The following is a 15,924-nucleotide window of genomic DNA, read 5'->3' on the forward strand; positions in this document are numbered from 1 at the left end:
TCGACAACGTCGCCGCCGAACTCAACGGCCGACCCCGCAAAACCCTCGACTGGAAAACCCCAGCCGAAGCCCTTAACCAACTACTGTCCAAACCGCCAACTGTTGCATCGACCCCTTGAACTCAAGCCGGGTCAGGCGTATCGGGTCGCACACTCGACGAGTTTCTCGGCAGGACCCGTCGCGGACTAGGCTCGACGGCATGACTGCCACCTCCGCCACGGGTCAGGGCATCGAATACGCCGACACCGCCAGCGAGGCCTACCGCGCCGCGCTGCGGGTGATCGAGAGTGTGGAGCCGCGCATCGCCGAGGCCACCCGCAAAGAGCTCGACGATCAACGGCATTCGCTGAAGCTGATCGCCAGCGAGAACTACGCCTCGCCGGCGGTGCTGCTGACGATGGGGACGTGGTTCTCCGACAAGTACGCCGAGGGCACCGTCGGGCACCGGTTCTACGCGGCATGCCAGAACGTCGACACCGTCGAGGCGCTGGCCGCCGAGCACGCCCGGGAGTTGTTCGGGGCGTCCTACGCCTACGCCCAGCCGCACTCGGGCATCGACGCGAACCTGGTGGCCTACTGGGCGATCCTGGCCACCCGCGTCGAGACGCCGGGCCTGGCGGAGTTCGGCGCCAAGCACATCAACGACCTGTCCGAGGCCGACTGGGAGGCGCTGCGCGCCAAGCTGGGCAACCAGAAGCTGATGGGGATGTCGCTGGACACCGGCGGGCACCTCACCCACGGATTCCGGCCCAACATCTCGGGCAAGATGTTCCACCAGCGCCAGTACGGCACCAACCCCGAGACGGGGTTCATCGACTACGACGCCGTCGCCGCCGCGGTGCGCGAGTTCAAGCCGCTGATCCTGGTCGCCGGCTACTCGGCCTACCCCCGCCGGGTGAACTTCGCAAAGATGCGCGAGATCGCCGACGAGGTGGGCGCGACGTTCATGGTGGACATGGCCCACTTCGCCGGTCTGGTGGCGGGCAAGGTGTTCACCGGTGACGAGGATCCCGTGCCGCACGCGCACGTGGTGACGACGACGACGCACAAGTCGCTGCGCGGGCCGCGTGGCGGCCTGGTGCTGGCCACCGAGGAGTACGCGCCGGCGGTCGACAAGGGCTGCCCGATGGTCCTCGGCGGCCCGCTCTCGCACGTGATGGCCGCCAAGGCCGTGGCGCTCGCCGAGGCCCGCCAGCCCGAGTTCCGCACCTACGCCCAGGCCGTCGCGGACAACGCGCAGTCACTCGCCGACGGCTTCGTCAAGCGCGACGCCTCGCTGGTCACCGGCGGCACCGACAACCACCTGGTGCTGCTCGACGTGACGTCGTTCGGGCTGACCGGCCGGCAGGCCGAGTCGGCGCTGCTGGACTCCGGCATCGTCACCAACCGCAACGCGATCCCGGCCGACCCCAACGGCGCCTGGTACACCAGCGGCATCCGGTTCGGCACGCCCGCATTGACGACGCGCGGGTTCGGCGCCGACGACTTCGACCGGGTGGCCGAGCTGGTCGTCGAGGTGCTGTCCAACACCACGCCCGCCGCGGGGCCGAATGGCCCCTCCAAGGCCAAGTACACGCTGGCCGACGGCACCGCGGACCGGGTGCGCGCGGCCGCCGCGGAGCTGCTCGAGGCCAATCCGCTCTACCCGGGTCTGACCCTCTAGACACAGGCCCGCGACACGGCCGGGGAATTTTACGATTCCCACAGAATTGGGTTACTGTAACCGCATGGCACAGAAACCTGTCGCTAACGCGCTGACCCTCGAGCTCGAGCCCGTCGTCGAGGAGCAGCTGAGGCGTCATCTCGACACCGAGGACGCCTGGTTCGCTCATGACTATGTGCCCTTCGACCAGGGCGAGAACTTCGCGTTCCTCGGCGGCCGCGATTGGGAGCCTTCGGACGTCACGCTGCCCAAAAAGGTCACCGACGCCGTCGAGATCCTGCTCATCACCAAGGACAACCTCGCCGGCTACCACCGCGAGCTGGTCGAGCACTTCATCCTCGAGGACAAGTGGGGCCGCTGGCTCGGCCGCTGGACCGCCGAGGAGCACCTGCACGCCGTCGCGCTGCGCAACTACCTCGTCGTCACCCGCGAGGTCGACCCGTCGGCCAACGAGGACGTGCGTGTCGAGCACGTGATGAAGGGCTATCGCGCCGACAGCTACAGCCAGATCGAGACGCTGGCCTTCATGGCGATGTGGGAGCGCGCCCACGCGGTGTTCTGCCGCAACCTGGCCGCTCAGACCGAGGAGCCGGTGCTGCGGGGCCTGACCGAGAAGATCGCCCGCGACGAGGAACGGCATGCCGAGTTCTTCTCCAACCTGGCGGCCCACTGCCTGACCTCCATGCGTGACGAGACCGTCGACGCGATCGCGACGCGGGCCGCGGCTCTCGACGTGGTCGGCGGTGACATCGACGCCTACGCCGACAAGGTGGCCACGGTCGCCGACGCCGGCATCTTCGACCGGGCCGCGCTGCGGCAGGTCGTCGCCGACTTGATCACGGCGTGGGGTCTGGCCGACGAGCCGCGTCTCGCGGAGTTCATCAGCTCGTAACGGGGCAGCCGTTTCGGCACGGCGCGCCTGCGCGGCGCGGATGCCCGGGCGGGAGTAGCGTCGTTTCCGATGGCTAGCGACATGCTCTGCTATCCGGGCGGTCCGAATCGTTTCGACGAGAGGACCGGCCCCGGTCCTTTCGGCCGCGCCCGCGTCCACCGAGATGTTCGCGTCGGGGCTCCGCGAACTCGCGCAGCCTCGAGGAGCGCTACGTGATCGATTCTCCCGTCCGGACCTACGTTCTCGACACCTCCGTCCTGCTGTCCGACCCCTGGGCCATCACGAGGTTCGCCGAGCACGAGGTCGTGGTTCCGCTGGTGGTGATCAGCGAACTCGAGGCCAAACGCCATCACCACGAACTGGGTTGGTTCGCCCGCCAGGCGCTGCGGATGTTCGACGATCTGCGCCTGGAACACGGACGGCTCGATCAGCCGATTCCCGTTGGTACACAAGGCGGTACGCTGCACGTCGAGCTCAACCACAGCGATCCCACCGTGCTGCCGTCGGGCTTTCGCACCGAGAGCAACGACACCAGGATCCTGACCGTCGCCGCCAATCTGGCCGCCGAGGGCAAGCAGGTCACCCTGGTCAGCAAGGACATCCCGCTGCGGGTCAAGGCCGGCGCGGTGGGCCTGCTGGCCGACGAGTACCACGCCCAGGACGTCGTGACATCCGGCTGGACCGGGATGACCGAGCTCGACGTTGCCTCCGAGGATGTCGACGCGTTGTTCGCCGACGGGGAGATCGACCTCGAGGCGGCCCGAGATCTGCCGTGTCACACCGGAGTTCGCCTGCTGGGCAGCAACTCTCACGCGCTGGGCCGGGTGAACGCGGACAAGCGGGTTCAGCTGGTTCGCGGGGATCGCGAAGTGTTCGGCCTCCGGGGAAGGTCGGCCGAACAACGCGTGGCCCTTGATCTGCTGCTCGACGAGTCCGTCGGCATCGTGTCGCTCGGCGGCAAGGCAGGCACCGGCAAGTCCGCGCTGGCGTTGTGCGCCGGTCTGGAAGCGGTGCTCGAACGGCGCACCCAGCGCAAGGTCGTGGTGTTCCGTCCGCTGTACGCCGTCGGTGGCCAGGATCTGGGCTACCTGCCCGGCAGCGAGAGCGACAAGATGGGGCCCTGGGCGCAGGCCGTCTTCGACACCCTCGAGGGGTTGGCGTCCCCGGCGGTGCTCGACGAGGTGCTCTCCCGAGGCATGCTCGAGGTGTTGCCCCTGACCCACATCCGTGGGCGGTCGCTGCACGACTCGTTCGTGATCGTCGACGAGGCACAGTCGCTCGAGCGCAATGTGCTGCTCACGGTGCTGTCACGGCTGGGCAGCGGGTCGCGGGTGGTACTCACCCACGACGTCGCCCAGCGCGACAACCTGCGGGTCGGCCGGCACGACGGTGTCGCCGCGGTGATCGAGAAGCTCAAGGGACACCCGCTGTTCGCCCACATCACGCTGCTGCGCAGCGAGCGCTCGCCGATCGCGGCGCTCGTCACCGAGATGCTCGAGGAGATCAGCCCCGGCGCCCTGCCGTGACGCGGTGAGTCTGGCACGCCGCGTTGGGCGGCGTGCCAGACTCACGCGGTAGGCTGCCCGACGTGCGAAGGCGTCCCGACAGCGTGACCTGGCGTTATGGCCGGACCGTGTTCGGCACCGCCGCCGCGGTGGCCGTCCTGGTGATCGGCCACCTGACCGGGCACGTGCGCCCCGCCAACGCCGACGACGTGGACTGCGCCCAGGTCAAATGCGTGGCCCTGACATTCGACGACGGGCCGACGCCGTTCACCGACCGGTTGCTGTCGATCCTGCGCGCCAACAACGCCGAGGCCACCTTCTTCTTGATCGGCAACAAGGTCGCGGCCAACCCCGCCGGCGCCAAACGCATCGCGGACGCCGGCATGGAGATCGGCACGCACACCTGGGAACACCCGAACATGACGACGATTCCGCCCCAGGACATCGCCGCACAGTTGAGCAAGGGCATTGACGCGATCGTGGCCGCGACGGGGCAGCGGCCGACGTTGTCGCGTACCGCGGGCGGCCTGGTCGACGACGCGGTGCTCGCCGAAGCCGGCCGGCAGGGTCTGGCTGACATCAACTGGGACGTCATCCCGTTCGACTGGGCCAATGACAGCAACACGGCCGCGACCCGGGCGCTGCTGATGAGTCAGATCCAGCCGAATTCGGTTGTGCTGCTGCACGACACCTACTCCTCGACCGTGGACCTCGTCGAGCAGTTCCTCCCGGTGCTCAAAGCCAACGGCTATCACATGGTGACGGTCAGCCGGATGCTCGGGCCGCGTCAGCCCGGCACCGTCTACGGCAGCCGCGAGAACGGCCCACCGGTCAACGGGCTCGTCGACCTACCGCCCGACCAGATCCCGGCGTTGCCGGCGACGCCGTCGCCCGCCCCGATGCCGAATTTTCCGATCACCGACATCCCGGGCCAGAACTCGGGCGGCCCCACCAACGGCGCCTAGGCCCGGGTAGGCCCGGCGAGAAGACATGAACTCGAGCGGACACTCCGCGAAAAAGCTCGAGTTCGCGTCTGTCCCCTACTTCGTGGGGGCCCCACGCGGGAGAAGAAAGCCCTACTCGCCGTCGCGAACCTTGGCCATCTTCAGAACGTCGAGACGCCGGTCGAGTTCCTCTTCGGAGAGCTTGTCCCCGATCAGCCCGCGGTCGATGACGGTCTGGCGGATCGTCTTCTTCTCCGCCAGCGCCTGCTTGGCCACCTTGGCCGCCTCCTCGTAGCCGATCGCCGAGTTCAGCGGCGTCACGATCGACGGGGACGACTCCGCCTGCTCACGCAGGTGTTCTTCGTGGGCGATCAGGCCGTCGATGCACTTCTCGGCGAACAGCTTCGACACGTTCGACAGCAGCGTGAACGACTCGAGGACGTTGCGCGCCATCATCGGGATGTAGACGTTCAGCTCGAAGGCGCCGGAGAGGCCACCGACGGTGACGGCGGCGTCGTTGCCGATGACCTGCGCGGCCACCTGCGTGACCGCTTCGGGCAGAACGGGATTGACCTTCCCGGGCATGATGGAGCTGCCGGGCTGCAGATCGGGCAGCTGGATCTCGCCGAGGCCGGTCAGCGGGCCCGAACCCATCCACCGGATGTCATTGGCGATCTTGGTCAGTGACACGGCGATGGTCTTCAACGCGCCCGACGCCTCGACCAGCCCGTCGCGGGCCGCCTGCGCCTCGAAATGGTCGACGGCAGGCCGCAATTCGGCGATGCCCGTCTGGTCGACCAGCACCTGAACAACCTTCTCCCCGAACCCGTCGGGGGCGTTGAGACCGGTGCCGACGGCGGTGCCGCCGATCGCCAGCTCACCCAGGCGGGGCAGCGTCGCCTTCACCCGCTCGATGCCGGCCTCGATCTGGCGGGCGTAGCCACCGAACTCCTGGCCCAGCGTGACCGGGACCGCGTCCATCAGGTGGGTGCGACCCGACTTGACCGTGGTCCGCCACTGCCGGGCCTTGCCCTGGAGCGACTCGTGTAGCACCTCGAGCGCCGGAATGAGATGCCGCACAGCGGCTTCGGTGGCCGCGATGTGGGTCGCGGTGGGGAAGGTGTCGTTGGAGCTCTGCGACATGTTGACGTCGTCGTTGGGATGCACGGTGACACCGGCCGCGGCTGCGATCGACGCGATGACCTCGTTGGTGTTCATGTTCGAGCTCGTGCCGGAGCCGGTCTGGAACACGTCGATCGGGAACTGGTCGTCGTGCTGTCCGTCGGCGATCTCGGCCGCGGCGGCGATGATCGCGTCGGCCTTTTCCCCGTCGAGCAGGCCGAGGTCCTTGTTGACCTGCGCGCAGGCGCCCTTGAGCAGTCCGAGAGCGCGAATCTGGGTGCGCTCCAACGGCCGGAACGAAATCGGGAAATTCTCCACCGCACGCTGGGTCTGGGCCCGCCACAGCGCGTTCTTGGGCACCTTGACCTCGCCCATCGTGTCGTGCTCGATGCGGTATTCGACCTCGTTGTCGCTCATTCGCTTCCTGTTCGTCTGATGTCTGGATGGGTCGGTGATGGGTGGGTCAGGGCAGAGGATGGGCGGCCGAGGTGTCTCCGGTGAAATCGACCGCCGAGTATTCGTTCAATTTGGACAGCCGGTGGTAGGCCTCGATCATCCGGACCGTGCCGGACTTCGACCGCATCACGATCGACTGCGTGGTGCAGCCGCCGCTGTAGTACTGCACCCCCTTGAGGAGATCGCCGTCGGTGACGCCGGTCGCGCAGAAGAAGACGTTCTCGCCGGACACCAGGTCCTCGGTCGTGAGCACCCGGTCCAGGTCATAGCCGCGGTCGACGGCCTTCTGCCGTTCCTCGTCGTCCTTGGGTGCCAACTTCGCCTGGATCGCGCCGCCCATGCAGCGGATGGCGGCCGCGGCGATGATGCCCTCGGGGGTGCCGCCGATACCGACGAGCATGTCGGTGCCCGACCCGGGCCGGCACGCAGCGATCGCGCCGGCGACGTCGCCGTCGGAGATCAGCCGGATACGCGCGCCCGCCTCGCGCACGTCGTCCATCAGCTGCTGGTGGCGGGGACGATCCAGGATGCACACCGTCAGGTCGCGCACGCTGGACTTCTTGACCTGCGCGACGCGCTTGATGTTCTCCGCGATCGGCGCGGTGATGTCGATGACGTCGGCGGCGTCCGGCCCGACGGCGATCTTGTGCATGTAGAACACCGCCGACGGATCGAACATCGCGCCGCGTTCGGCCACGGCCAGCACCGAGATCGCATTGGGCATGCCCTTGCTCATCAGCGTGGTGCCGTCGACGGGATCTACGGCGAAGTCGCACTCCGGCCCGTCGCCGTTGCCGACCTCTTCACCGTTGTAGAGCATCGGGGCGTTGTCCTTCTCGCCCTCGCCGATGACGACCACGCCACGCATCGACACCGAGTTCACCAACTCGCGCATCGCGTCGACGGCGGCACCGTCGCCACCCTCTTTGTCACCGCGACCGACCCAGCGACCCGCCGCCATCGCGCCGGCCTCGGTGACTCGCACGAGTTCCAGGGCCAGGTTGCGGTCGGGGGCTTCCCGCCTCGATTCCGTCATGGGCGAGATTGTCCCATTAGCGGGCCACCGATCGGGAGCTGGGATACTGGCTGACATGACCACGCCGCCCGACCCCGGTCAGCCCGCAGTCAGTGAGGGCGCCGAGCCCCCCGCGGCCGGGTACGCGGTGCCCGTCGCCAAGCCTGCCAAGTCCCGTCTCCTGCAGGACGGCCGCGACATGTTCTGGTCGATCGGTCCGTTGATCATCGCCTGCGTCGTGCTGGCGGGCGTGCTCGGCAGGTGTTCGTTCGCGCCGACGGGCCCCGGCCAGGGCCCGCCCCCCGATTACGACGCGCGCGCCGCGCTGCAGGCTGATGCGGAGGCGTTGAAGATCCCGATCCGGATGCCCCAGCTGCCGCGCGACTGGCAGGCCAACTCGGGCAGCCGCAAGGGCATCGAGGGCGGCCGCACCGACCCGCAGACCGGTCAGCAGCTGCGCGCGGTGGCGTCGACCATCGGTTATCTGACCCCGAGCGGCATGTACCTGAGCCTCACGCAGAGCAACGCCGACGAGGACAAGCTGATCGCCTCGTTCGGCCCTGACCTGGTGCCCACGGGTATCGAGGACGTCGACGGCGTGCGTTGGGTGGTCTACCGGGGTGGCGAGCAGGACGGCCGGGCCGCCGAGCCGGTGTGGACCGCCCAGCTCCGCGGTCCGTCCGGACCTGCTCAACTCGCGCTGCGCGGGGCCGCAGGTACCGACGAGTACCGTACGCTGGCCGCTGCGACGCAGTCGCAACAGCCGCTGACCGTGACCTGACCGACGACCTGACCCACGGAGACGTTATGACCTTTCCTGTCGCAGACCTGTCCGGGTGGGTCGCCGAGCCATTCACCGCAGCCGGCTACACCCACGACGTGTACCGCAAGGGCGAGGGACCTGGCGTCGTACTGATCCCGGAGATGCCCGGCCTGCACCCCGGCGTGCTCGCCCTCGGTAACCATCTGGTGGACAACGGTTTCACGGTGGCCGCCCCGTCGCTGTTCGGTACTCCCGGTGCGCCGGCGCTGCGCCCCAGCGCCGTGCCGGTGCTGCTGAAAGGCTGTGTCGCCAAGGAGTTCGCGGCACTGGCGACGAACGCCGACCGGCCGGTCGCACACTATCTGCGGGCGCTGGCCCGCGACCTGAACGAGAAGACGCCCGGCAAGGGCGTGGGCGTGATCGGACAGTGCTTCACCGGCGGCTTCGCGCTGGCGGCAGCTGTCGACGACAGCGTGCTGGCCCCGGTGATGAGCCAGCCGTCGGTGCCGCTTCCGTTGACGCTCAAGCACAAACGCGATCCCGGCGTGTCCGAGTCGGAGATGGCGACGATCGAGCAGCGGGCCCGGACCGAGGGGCTGTGCGTGATGGGTCTGCGGTTCAGCGAGGACGCGATGTCGCCGGGGGAGCGCTTCGCCACGTTGAAGAGCCGCCTCGGTGACGCCTTCGAGTGCATCGAGATCAACTCGAAGAAGGGCAACCCCGACGGGTTCGGCCGCATGGCGCACTCGGTGCTCACCGATCAGGTGCGCGAGGTCGACGGGCAGCCGGCCTACGAAGCGCGCAAACGGGTCGTCGAATTCCTCAAGGCCCGCCTGACCTGAGCGCACGTGTCGGCAGCAGGCGCCGCCACCAGGGCGGTTGCCTGTCGTCGTCGGCCGGATCGCCACGGGTGCCCGCGACCGAATCCAGCGGCGCGCCTTTGTCCACCGCGAGGTAGACGCTGATCGTCGTGACGATGACGATCATCAGCACCGGTCCGAGCACGATGCCCCAGAACCCGAACATCTTCAGCCCGGCGAACACCGCGAGCAGCATCAGCGCAGGATGCAGGTGAGCACTTCTGGGCACCAGGAACGGGCGCAGCAGGTTGTCGATGCTCGTGGTCACCACGATGTGGAACACCACGATGAACACGCCGCCGGCCACGTTGCCGAAGATCGCCAGTCCGATGCCCAGCGGGATCGTGACGATGCCGCTGCCCAAGGGGATGAACGACAGGGCGGTCAAGAAGATCAGGAACATGAAGAACCCGTCGTGCAGCCCGGCCACGTAGATCGAGACCGCCCCCGCCACCCCCTGGCACACCGCGATGATGAACTGGCCCTTGACCGTCGCGGACACCATCGCACCGATCTTGGCCAGGTAGATGTCGGACACTTCCCGGCCGAGCGGGTTGAGGTCGCGGAACAGATCGACCACCTTGCCGCCGTTGGTGAGCAGCGCGAGGAACACGTACAGGAAGATCACGACGGCGGTGACCGTCGCCGCGATGCCGCCCACCGAGTCGCGCGCGAAGTCGAGCGCGAGCTGGCCCGCGCCCTGCCCGACACGGGTGGCGGCCTCCCGCACCGAGTCCTGCGTCAGCGTGACGTTCACGAAAGGTAGGCGAGCCAGCACCTCGTTCGCGGAATCGAGCAGGCGCTGCGCCAGCGCGGTGAAGTCGGTCTGTTCGGCCCACCGGCCGATGCTGGTCACCAACTCGTTGATCTGCAGGACGGCCAGCGCGATCACCCCGGACAACGGGATCAGCACCGTGGCGATCGCAGCCAGCAGCGTCACCGTCGCCGACAACCCGGTGTTCATCCTGGCCCGCAGCCGCCGGTACAGCGGGCCGAACAGGAAAGCCAACACGGCCGCCACCGCGATCAGCAGCAGGTAGGTGCGCAGGAAGTATGCGCCGAACCCGAGGGCGGTCACCGTCGCGACGGCCAGCGCGCGCTTCTGGGTGAGGGTGAAGCCAGCGGGGCCGGTGACGTTCACGGTGACCGTTCTACCAGTCACCGGGGCGCCGGAAACGCGATAGCGCCGTCGGATTGCCGGCTGGCAGACTCACGATCGTGACCGAACTGCAGAGATCTGAGTCCATCTCGGTGGCGGTGCCACCCGATCAGCTCTACGCCCTGGTGTCCGACGTGACGAACATGGGGTCGTGGAGCCCGATCTGCAAGGCCTGCTGGTGGGACGACGGCGACGGCCCCCGCGTCGGGGCGTGGTTCACGGGCCGCAACGTTCTGTCTGAACGGACATGGGAGACGCGCAGCCAGGTGGTGGCGGCCGACCCCGGCCGCGAATTCGCCTGGGAGGTCAACAACGGCTGGGTGCGGTGGGGGTACTCGTTCGAGCCCGACGGTGACGGCACCCGGCTCACCGAGCACTGGCAGTTCCTGCCGGCCGGGCTCGAGGGCTTCAAGGAACGCTTCGGTGACGCCGCCGACGAAGAGATCGCCAAGCGCAGCGAGGCGGCCCGCACGGGTATCCCGGCCACCCTGGCGGCGATTAAGGAGACGGCCGAGCGCGGCTGAGGTCTACCAGTCATGTTTCTCCTTCACGTCGGACACAGCGAAAACCGATGTGGCTCATGCCCGTGTCCACGGCCTGTGGACGCCGCGCGGCGGGCCGGTAGCGCATGCAGTAGCTGTCGGCGCACAGAAAAGAGCCGCCTTTGATCACCCGGCGGGGCACCGCGACGCCGGGCTGGCGCGGGTCGTAGGTGTCGGCAGCGCAACAGGGTTGAGCGTCGCGGGTGGCGCCGTACCAGTCGACGGTCCACTCCCAGACGTTGCCGGCCATGTCGTAGAGCCCGTAGCCGTTCGGCGGGAACGATCCCACCCGGGTGGTCTGTCCGTACCCCGTGTCGGGTAGGTACGGGAACTCACCGTGCCAGTAGTTGGCCAGCCGCTGACCTCGGCGCTCCGGCTCGTCGCCCCACGTGTAGGTGGCACGCGCCAGCCCGCCGCGCGCCGCCGTCTCCCACTCGGACTCGGTCGGCAGCGCCAGGCCGGCCCAGTCGGCGTAGGCCTGCGCATCCTCGAAGGCGACGTGCACGACGGGGTGCTCGTCTTTGGTACGTAGGGACGAGCGGGGCCCGCGCGGGTGGTTCCAGCAGGCGCCCGGTGTCCATGTCCACCACTGGCTCAGGTGACGAAGATCGACGGGTCCGACGGTGCGCTGGAACACCATCGACCCCGGCTGCAGATTCTCGCGCGGCGCGCCGGGGTAATCGGCGGGGTTCAGCGGACGCTCGGCCACCGTGACATAGCCCGTTGCTGCAACGAATTCCGCGAACTGCGCGTTGGTGACGGCATGCCGCTGCATCCAGAAGCCCTCGACGAGGACCTCCCGCGCCGGAGCCTCCTCGGGATAATGCTCGTCTGACCCCACGATCGTGGTCTGATGCGGGATCCACACCAGGCAGTCAGTCACCGAACACGGTCGCCCAGTCATTGCGCATGCTTGCCACCAGCCAACCGTGGGTCGCCGCCGATTCCAGCGACTTCTCGGCGCCGACGAGGTAGTCGAACTCTCGTTCCCCATCGTCGTGGCGCAGCAGCAACGCCAAGGAGGGCCCGGATCCGGCGGTGGCGTATTGGAGCATCGCGATGTCGCCGTTCGAGTTGCCTGCAGCCATGATCGGGCGTCGACCCACCCGGCCCCAGATGCGCACCGGCTTCACCGGCCCGTCGTCGAGGAACTCGGGCGTCGACGTCGTCTTCAGATGACCGTCGGCGAAGTCGAGGCCCACCGAGCTGCCGATGACCCGCTCGGGCGGGATGCCGTACATCTGTGTGGTCACCGGCCGCATGAAGTCCCGGCCACCCCCGGAGGCGATGTAGTTGGTGAATCCGTTGTGCTTCAGGTAGCGCAGCAAGTCCACCATCGGTGCATAGCCGCAGGAGGTGTACGGGCGGCCGAGGGTGGGATGGACCGCTTCAGCGAAGAAGGCCGCAACGCGCTCGGCGTGCTCTTCGACGGTCAGCCCGGCGTAGGCCGAGAGAATGGCTCTCGCAAGGACTTTCATCGCGGAGTCGTCACCGGTGTAATGACGGGTGACGGCGTCGCCGAACCAGGAGAGGTCGCCAGACGCAGCAGCCCGATACGGCGGATCGTCGGCCAGCGCCGGGTCGGCCGCGGCCTGCTCGGCCAGCCGCCGGACCAGGAAGTCGAGCTGGACGTACGCCGGCTTCTCACACCACAGCGTTCCGTCGTTGTCGAACACCGCGATCCGCTCCTCGGGTGCGACATCGCGCACCGCGCGGTCGACGAACTCGATGATCGACGTCTTCGTGGGACCGTCGTGCCAGGAGTCCAGAACCGCCAACTCAGCCGCCCACGGATTCGAGAAAGTGGGCGAGCTTCTGCACGGCGTTGGTCACCGTGAACGAGGCCGGTTCGCGCCGGGGCGGGAAATCCTTGAAGGTCTCCAGGAAATCCATGACCACCGCGTTGGCCATGAACGCGATGTAGTCGTGGTCGAGGAACCAGTCCCAGTAGGTGTTCGAGGTGACATCGGCGTGCTCGAACGGATCCGTGCGCAGGTTGAAGATCTTGGGCGCCCGCAACTCGGTGAAGGGTTCGAACCAGATCTGCAGCGTGCCTTGGCAGCGCTGCTCCATGAACACGATTTTCCAGTTGTCGATGCGAATTCCCAGAACGTCGCAGTCGTCGGAGAAGTAGATCAGGCCGCGGCGAGGACTCTCCTCGACCTCGCCGGTCAGGTAGGGCAGCACGTTGTAACCGTCGATGTGGACGCGGTAGGTCTTGTCGTCGATCGTGTGGCCCGCCTTGAGCTTGTCCACGATGTCGGGGGTTCCGGCGGCCGCTGCGAGGGTCGGCAACCAGTCGTGGTGCTGAATGATCTCGTTCGACACCACGCCCGCGGGGATCTTGCCGGGCCAGCGCACCATCTCGGGAACCCGGAATGCGCCCTCCCACCCGGTGTTCTTCTCGCTGCGGAACGGAGTGGTCGCCCCGTCTGGCCAGGTGTTGGCATGCGGCCCGTTGTCGGTGGAGTAGACGACGATGGTGTCCTCGGCGATGCCCAACTCGTCGAGGCAGTCCAGCAGCAGCCCGACGTGCTTGTCGTGGTCGACCATCGTGTCGTGGTACGGAGACTGCCACCGGCCGGCCTGCCCGAGGCTCTCGGGCTTGGTGTGGGTCCGGAAGTGCATGTGGGTGGTGTTCATCCAGACGAAGAACGGGGTGTCGGCTTCGTGCTGACGCGTGATGAAGTCGATTGCCGCCGCGGTGGTTTCGTCGTCGATGGTCTCCATCCGCTTCTTGGTCAGCGGGCCGGTGTCCTCGACGCGCTGCTTGCCCAGCGGGCCGAACCGCTCGTCCACCTCGTCGGACGCCTCATCGGTGGCCCACGCTCGGATGACTCCGCGCGGCAGCATGGCTTTGCGTAGCCGGGGCGCTTCCTTCTCGGTGGGGTAGTCCGGGTGCTCGGGCTCCTCCTCGGCGTTGAGGTGGTAGAGGTTGCCGAAGAATTCGTCGAAACCGTGCGCGGTCGGCAGGTATTTGTTCAGGTCGCCGAGATGGTTCTTGCCGAACTGACCGGTGGCGTAGCCCAGCGGCTTGAGCACGGTCGCGATGGTCGGGTCCTCGGGTGACATGCCGACGTCGACACCGGGCATGCCCACCTTGGACAGACCCGTCCGGTACACGCTCTGACCGGTGATGAACGACGAGCGGCCCGCGGTGCAGCTCTGCTCGCCATAGGAATCGGTGAAGCGCATGCCTTCAGCGGCGATCCGGTCGATGTTGGGGGTGCGATAGCCCATGAGGCCATCGCTGTAACAACTCAGATTCGTGATCCCGATGTCGTCGCCCCAGATCACGAGAATATTCGGCTTCCCGTTCGGCATGGCGTGCCCCGCTTCCGGCCTCATCGTCTGACATGTCGTGCGTTCGAGCGTAGACACCGGACCACGGTCCCGGCAGGTGATCGGGGTGCGCTGTTTTGTCTTCTTTGACCGTGAGGTTGTCAACGACGATGCCCGTCGTTCAGTCGTCCATGACGTCATCGCTGACATCCACACCGGCGCCGGACGCGGCGAAACCGATGTGGTCTGTCCTGCAACGATATTCGGCTACACGACCCACGGCAAGCCGGCTCAACATCCCGCTGCGATACATGGCGGTGCTGCACCAGGCATCAACGGATCGCTTCGCGGAGTTCGGGGTCGAACCGGGGCGTGAAGCGCGGCTGCGCGATGGTCGTTGGCCTACCCAGCACCGAAGGCAGGTCTGCCACAGCGAGCCGCGGCCGCTCGACGTTGGCGACCGTGGTGCGCGCGACTTTATGCTGCGCACATGGGACGGCCCGCCAAGTTCGACCGCGCGCAGGCCCTGCACGCCGCGATGCTGTTGTTCTGGGAGCGGGGATACGCCGCGACGTCGATCAGCGACCTGACGCGCGTCATGGGGATCTCCCCACCGAGCCTGTACAACTCCTTCGGCGACAAACGCACCCTGCACGAGGCGTGCGTGGAACTCTACGAGCAGACCGCGGTGGTACCTCCAGCGCTCGAGGCCCCCACGGCACGCGAGGTGTTCGACGCGATCCTTGATCGGGCGGTGGACCTCTACACCCGACCCGACCGGCCGAGTGGGTGTTTCGTCATCTCCGATCCCATACTGATCGAGCGCCGCGCCGCCGGCCGGGCCGCTATCGTCGAGCGGCTCCGCCGCGGGCAACGCAGCGGTGACCTCGGTCCGAGCGTCGACGTCGAGGCTCTGGCCGACTTCATCGACACCGTCCTGCGGGGATTGTCGAACAGCGCGCGCGACGGGGTGAGCCGCCAACAGCTCCAGGCCGTCGCCGATACCGCACGGCGGGCATGGCCTGGCCCGGACGGAGGCTAGCCGGGCTACTGGTGACGACCGTGGAGCGCGCGACCTCGTTCGGCGGACGACGCAGCCCCCAGCGGATCGTGGTGGAGACGCAGCGGGTCGGTCGGACAGATCTATGGTGAGCACGCAACTTCGATCGATGCCGGCCGACGCCAGCGCGCTGGCAGGACCCTGGGAAAGGGCGACCATGACCGCACGTGAAGACCTCGAGTCGCTCTATGGTCGGTACCTGCGGGCATGCAATGAACACGACGTGCCCGCGATGGCCGAGTTCTACCACCCCGACATCACCGTCAACGACGCACCGATGCCCCCCGACGCGGTAGCCGCCCAGTTTCCGCCCCTGTTTGCCGCGTTTCCGGACTGGCGCTGGGCGATACGCCACGTGTGGACGGGTGCAGACACCATCGCGCTGCACTTCACCGTCACCGGCACCCATCGCGGCACGTTCATGGATGTGCCGGCCACCGGCCGCCGGGTCAGCATCACCGAGTTCACCGTCTACCAGGTGATGGAGTCAAAATTCGTTGCCGTGTGGGATCTCTCGGACACCATGGAGCTCTTGCGTCAACTCCGTAGCAGCTGATCGGATCGGCCGACCGGTTCGACGATGTGTGACGTCGGGTCATCGTCGCGGTCGATCCGACGCGATACCGCCGTGGAAACAGCCGTCGCAGTTTCGGGGAATACG

15 protein-coding genes are annotated in these 15,924 nt (G+C 67.6%); 9 read left to right on the forward strand and 6 right to left on the reverse strand.

Features of this window, described 5'->3' with window-relative positions; translation table 11 throughout:
- The first annotated feature begins 199 nt into the window (after nucleotides 1–199).
- The 4 genes from MHN84_RS23930 to MHN84_RS23945 all read left to right on the forward strand — a co-directional run bounded on the left by MHN84_RS23930 (nucleotide 200) and on the right by MHN84_RS23945 (nucleotide 5,025).
- Nucleotides 200–1,663, forward strand: a complete 1,464-nt coding sequence (locus MHN84_RS23930) for a glycine hydroxymethyltransferase (RefSeq protein WP_241207012.1) — start codon at nucleotides 200–202, stop codon at nucleotides 1,661–1,663.
- Between the two features lie 64 nt (nucleotides 1,664–1,727).
- Nucleotides 1,728–2,555 carry an acyl-ACP desaturase gene (locus MHN84_RS23935; RefSeq protein WP_241207013.1) on the forward strand — a complete coding sequence of 276 codons (828 nt, stop codon included), beginning with the start codon at nucleotides 1,728–1,730 and terminating at the stop codon, nucleotides 2,553–2,555.
- 212 nt (nucleotides 2,556–2,767) lie between these two features.
- Nucleotides 2,768–4,081, forward strand: coding sequence for a PhoH family protein (locus tag MHN84_RS23940; RefSeq protein ID WP_241207014.1), 1,314 nt, complete (start codon nucleotides 2,768–2,770; stop codon nucleotides 4,079–4,081).
- A gap of 62 nt (nucleotides 4,082–4,143) precedes the next feature.
- Entirely contained in the window at nucleotides 4,144–5,025 is an 882-nt protein-coding gene (locus tag MHN84_RS23945; RefSeq protein ID WP_241207015.1) for a polysaccharide deacetylase family protein, read from the forward strand.
- A 111-nt stretch (nucleotides 5,026–5,136) separates the two neighbouring features.
- On the opposite strand, the gene MHN84_RS23950 is transcribed toward MHN84_RS23945, so the two are convergent.
- Both MHN84_RS23950 and glpX read right to left on the reverse strand, forming a co-directional pair.
- Nucleotides 5,137–6,543, reverse strand: coding sequence for a class II fumarate hydratase (locus MHN84_RS23950; protein ID WP_241207016.1), 1,407 nt, complete (start codon nucleotides 6,541–6,543; stop codon nucleotides 5,137–5,139).
- Nucleotides 6,544–6,589: 46 nt separating this feature from the next.
- Nucleotides 6,590–7,618, reverse strand: a complete 1,029-nt coding sequence (gene glpX, locus MHN84_RS23955) for a class II fructose-bisphosphatase (protein ID WP_241207017.1) — start codon at nucleotides 7,616–7,618, stop codon at nucleotides 6,590–6,592.
- Nucleotides 7,619–7,673: 55 nt separating this feature from the next.
- On the opposite strand from glpX, the gene MHN84_RS23960 reads away from it, so the two are divergent.
- Nucleotides 7,674–8,378, forward strand: coding sequence for a DUF4245 domain-containing protein (locus MHN84_RS23960; RefSeq protein WP_241207018.1), 705 nt, complete (start codon nucleotides 7,674–7,676; stop codon nucleotides 8,376–8,378).
- A 26-nt stretch (nucleotides 8,379–8,404) separates the two neighbouring features.
- Nucleotides 8,405–9,202: a dienelactone hydrolase family protein gene (locus MHN84_RS23965; protein WP_241207019.1), complete on the forward strand. Its 798-nt coding sequence runs from the start codon at nucleotides 8,405–8,407 to the stop codon at nucleotides 9,200–9,202.
- Here the strand turns inward: MHN84_RS23965 and MHN84_RS23970 are convergent.
- Nucleotides 9,183–10,361 carry an AI-2E family transporter gene (locus tag MHN84_RS23970; RefSeq protein ID WP_241207020.1) on the reverse strand — a complete coding sequence of 393 codons (1,179 nt, stop codon included), beginning with the start codon at nucleotides 10,359–10,361 and terminating at the stop codon, nucleotides 9,183–9,185. The genes MHN84_RS23965 and MHN84_RS23970 overlap by 20 nt on opposite strands.
- Before the next feature lie 77 nt (nucleotides 10,362–10,438).
- Between MHN84_RS23970 and MHN84_RS23975 the strand changes: the two genes are divergently transcribed.
- Nucleotides 10,439–10,903 carry an SRPBCC family protein gene (locus tag MHN84_RS23975; RefSeq protein ID WP_241207021.1) on the forward strand — a complete coding sequence of 155 codons (465 nt, stop codon included), beginning with the start codon at nucleotides 10,439–10,441 and terminating at the stop codon, nucleotides 10,901–10,903.
- Nucleotides 10,904–10,913: 10 nt separating this feature from the next.
- Here MHN84_RS23975 and MHN84_RS23980 read toward each other — a convergent pair whose 3' ends face one another.
- The 3 genes from MHN84_RS23980 to MHN84_RS23990 are packed head-to-tail and all read right to left on the reverse strand — an operon-like array spanning nucleotide 10,914 to nucleotide 14,245.
- Nucleotides 10,914–11,804, reverse strand: coding sequence for a formylglycine-generating enzyme family protein (locus MHN84_RS23980; RefSeq protein WP_241207022.1), 891 nt, complete (start codon nucleotides 11,802–11,804; stop codon nucleotides 10,914–10,916).
- Nucleotides 11,797–12,699 carry an HAD family phosphatase gene (locus MHN84_RS23985; protein WP_241207023.1) on the reverse strand — a complete coding sequence of 301 codons (903 nt, stop codon included), beginning with the start codon at nucleotides 12,697–12,699 and terminating at the stop codon, nucleotides 11,797–11,799. Before MHN84_RS23985 ends, MHN84_RS23980 begins: the two co-directional genes overlap by 8 nt.
- A gap of 1 nt (nucleotide 12,700) precedes the next feature.
- A complete protein-coding gene (locus tag MHN84_RS23990) occupies nucleotides 12,701–14,245 on the reverse strand; it encodes an arylsulfatase (protein ID WP_241207024.1) in 1,545 nt (514 codons plus the stop codon).
- Nucleotides 14,246–14,693: 448 nt separating this feature from the next.
- Between MHN84_RS23990 and MHN84_RS23995 the strand changes: the two genes are divergently transcribed.
- Nucleotides 14,694–15,245, forward strand: a complete 552-nt coding sequence (locus tag MHN84_RS23995; RefSeq protein ID WP_241207025.1) for a TetR/AcrR family transcriptional regulator — start codon at nucleotides 14,694–14,696, stop codon at nucleotides 15,243–15,245.
- Nucleotides 15,246–15,372: 127 nt separating this feature from the next.
- A complete protein-coding gene (locus MHN84_RS24000; protein ID WP_241207026.1) occupies nucleotides 15,373–15,819 on the forward strand; it encodes an ester cyclase in 447 nt (148 codons plus the stop codon).
- The last annotated feature ends 105 nt before the right edge of the window (nucleotides 15,820–15,924 follow it).

It is taken from the genome of Mycobacterium sp. PSTR-4-N, assembly GCF_022348085.1.
GTDB lineage: Bacteria > Actinomycetota > Actinomycetes > Mycobacteriales > Mycobacteriaceae > Mycobacterium.

Bases quoted from the DNA above. Each gene is read 5' to 3' on its own strand.
- MHN84_RS23995 (WP_241207025.1), top strand. From the start codon at position 14,694: ATGGGACGGCCCGCCAAGTTCGACCGCGCGCAGGCCCTGCACGCCGCG.
- MHN84_RS23960 (WP_241207018.1), top strand. From the start codon at position 7,674: ATGACCACGCCGCCCGACCCCGGTCAGCCCGCAGTCAGTGAGGGCGCC.
- glpX (WP_241207017.1), bottom strand. From the start codon at position 7,618: ATGACGGAATCGAGGCGGGAAGCCCCCGACCGCAACCTGGCCCTGGAA.
- MHN84_RS23950 (WP_241207016.1), bottom strand. From the start codon at position 6,543: ATGAGCGACAACGAGGTCGAATACCGCATCGAGCACGACACGATGGGC.
- MHN84_RS24000 (WP_241207026.1), top strand. From the start codon at position 15,373: ATGCCGGCCGACGCCAGCGCGCTGGCAGGACCCTGGGAAAGGGCGACC.
- MHN84_RS23930 (WP_241207012.1), top strand. From the start codon at position 200: ATGACTGCCACCTCCGCCACGGGTCAGGGCATCGAATACGCCGACACC.
- MHN84_RS23935 (WP_241207013.1), top strand. From the start codon at position 1,728: ATGGCACAGAAACCTGTCGCTAACGCGCTGACCCTCGAGCTCGAGCCC.
- MHN84_RS23990 (WP_241207024.1), bottom strand. From the start codon at position 14,245: ATGCCGAACGGGAAGCCGAATATTCTCGTGATCTGGGGCGACGACATC.
- MHN84_RS23965 (WP_241207019.1), top strand. From the start codon at position 8,405: ATGACCTTTCCTGTCGCAGACCTGTCCGGGTGGGTCGCCGAGCCATTC.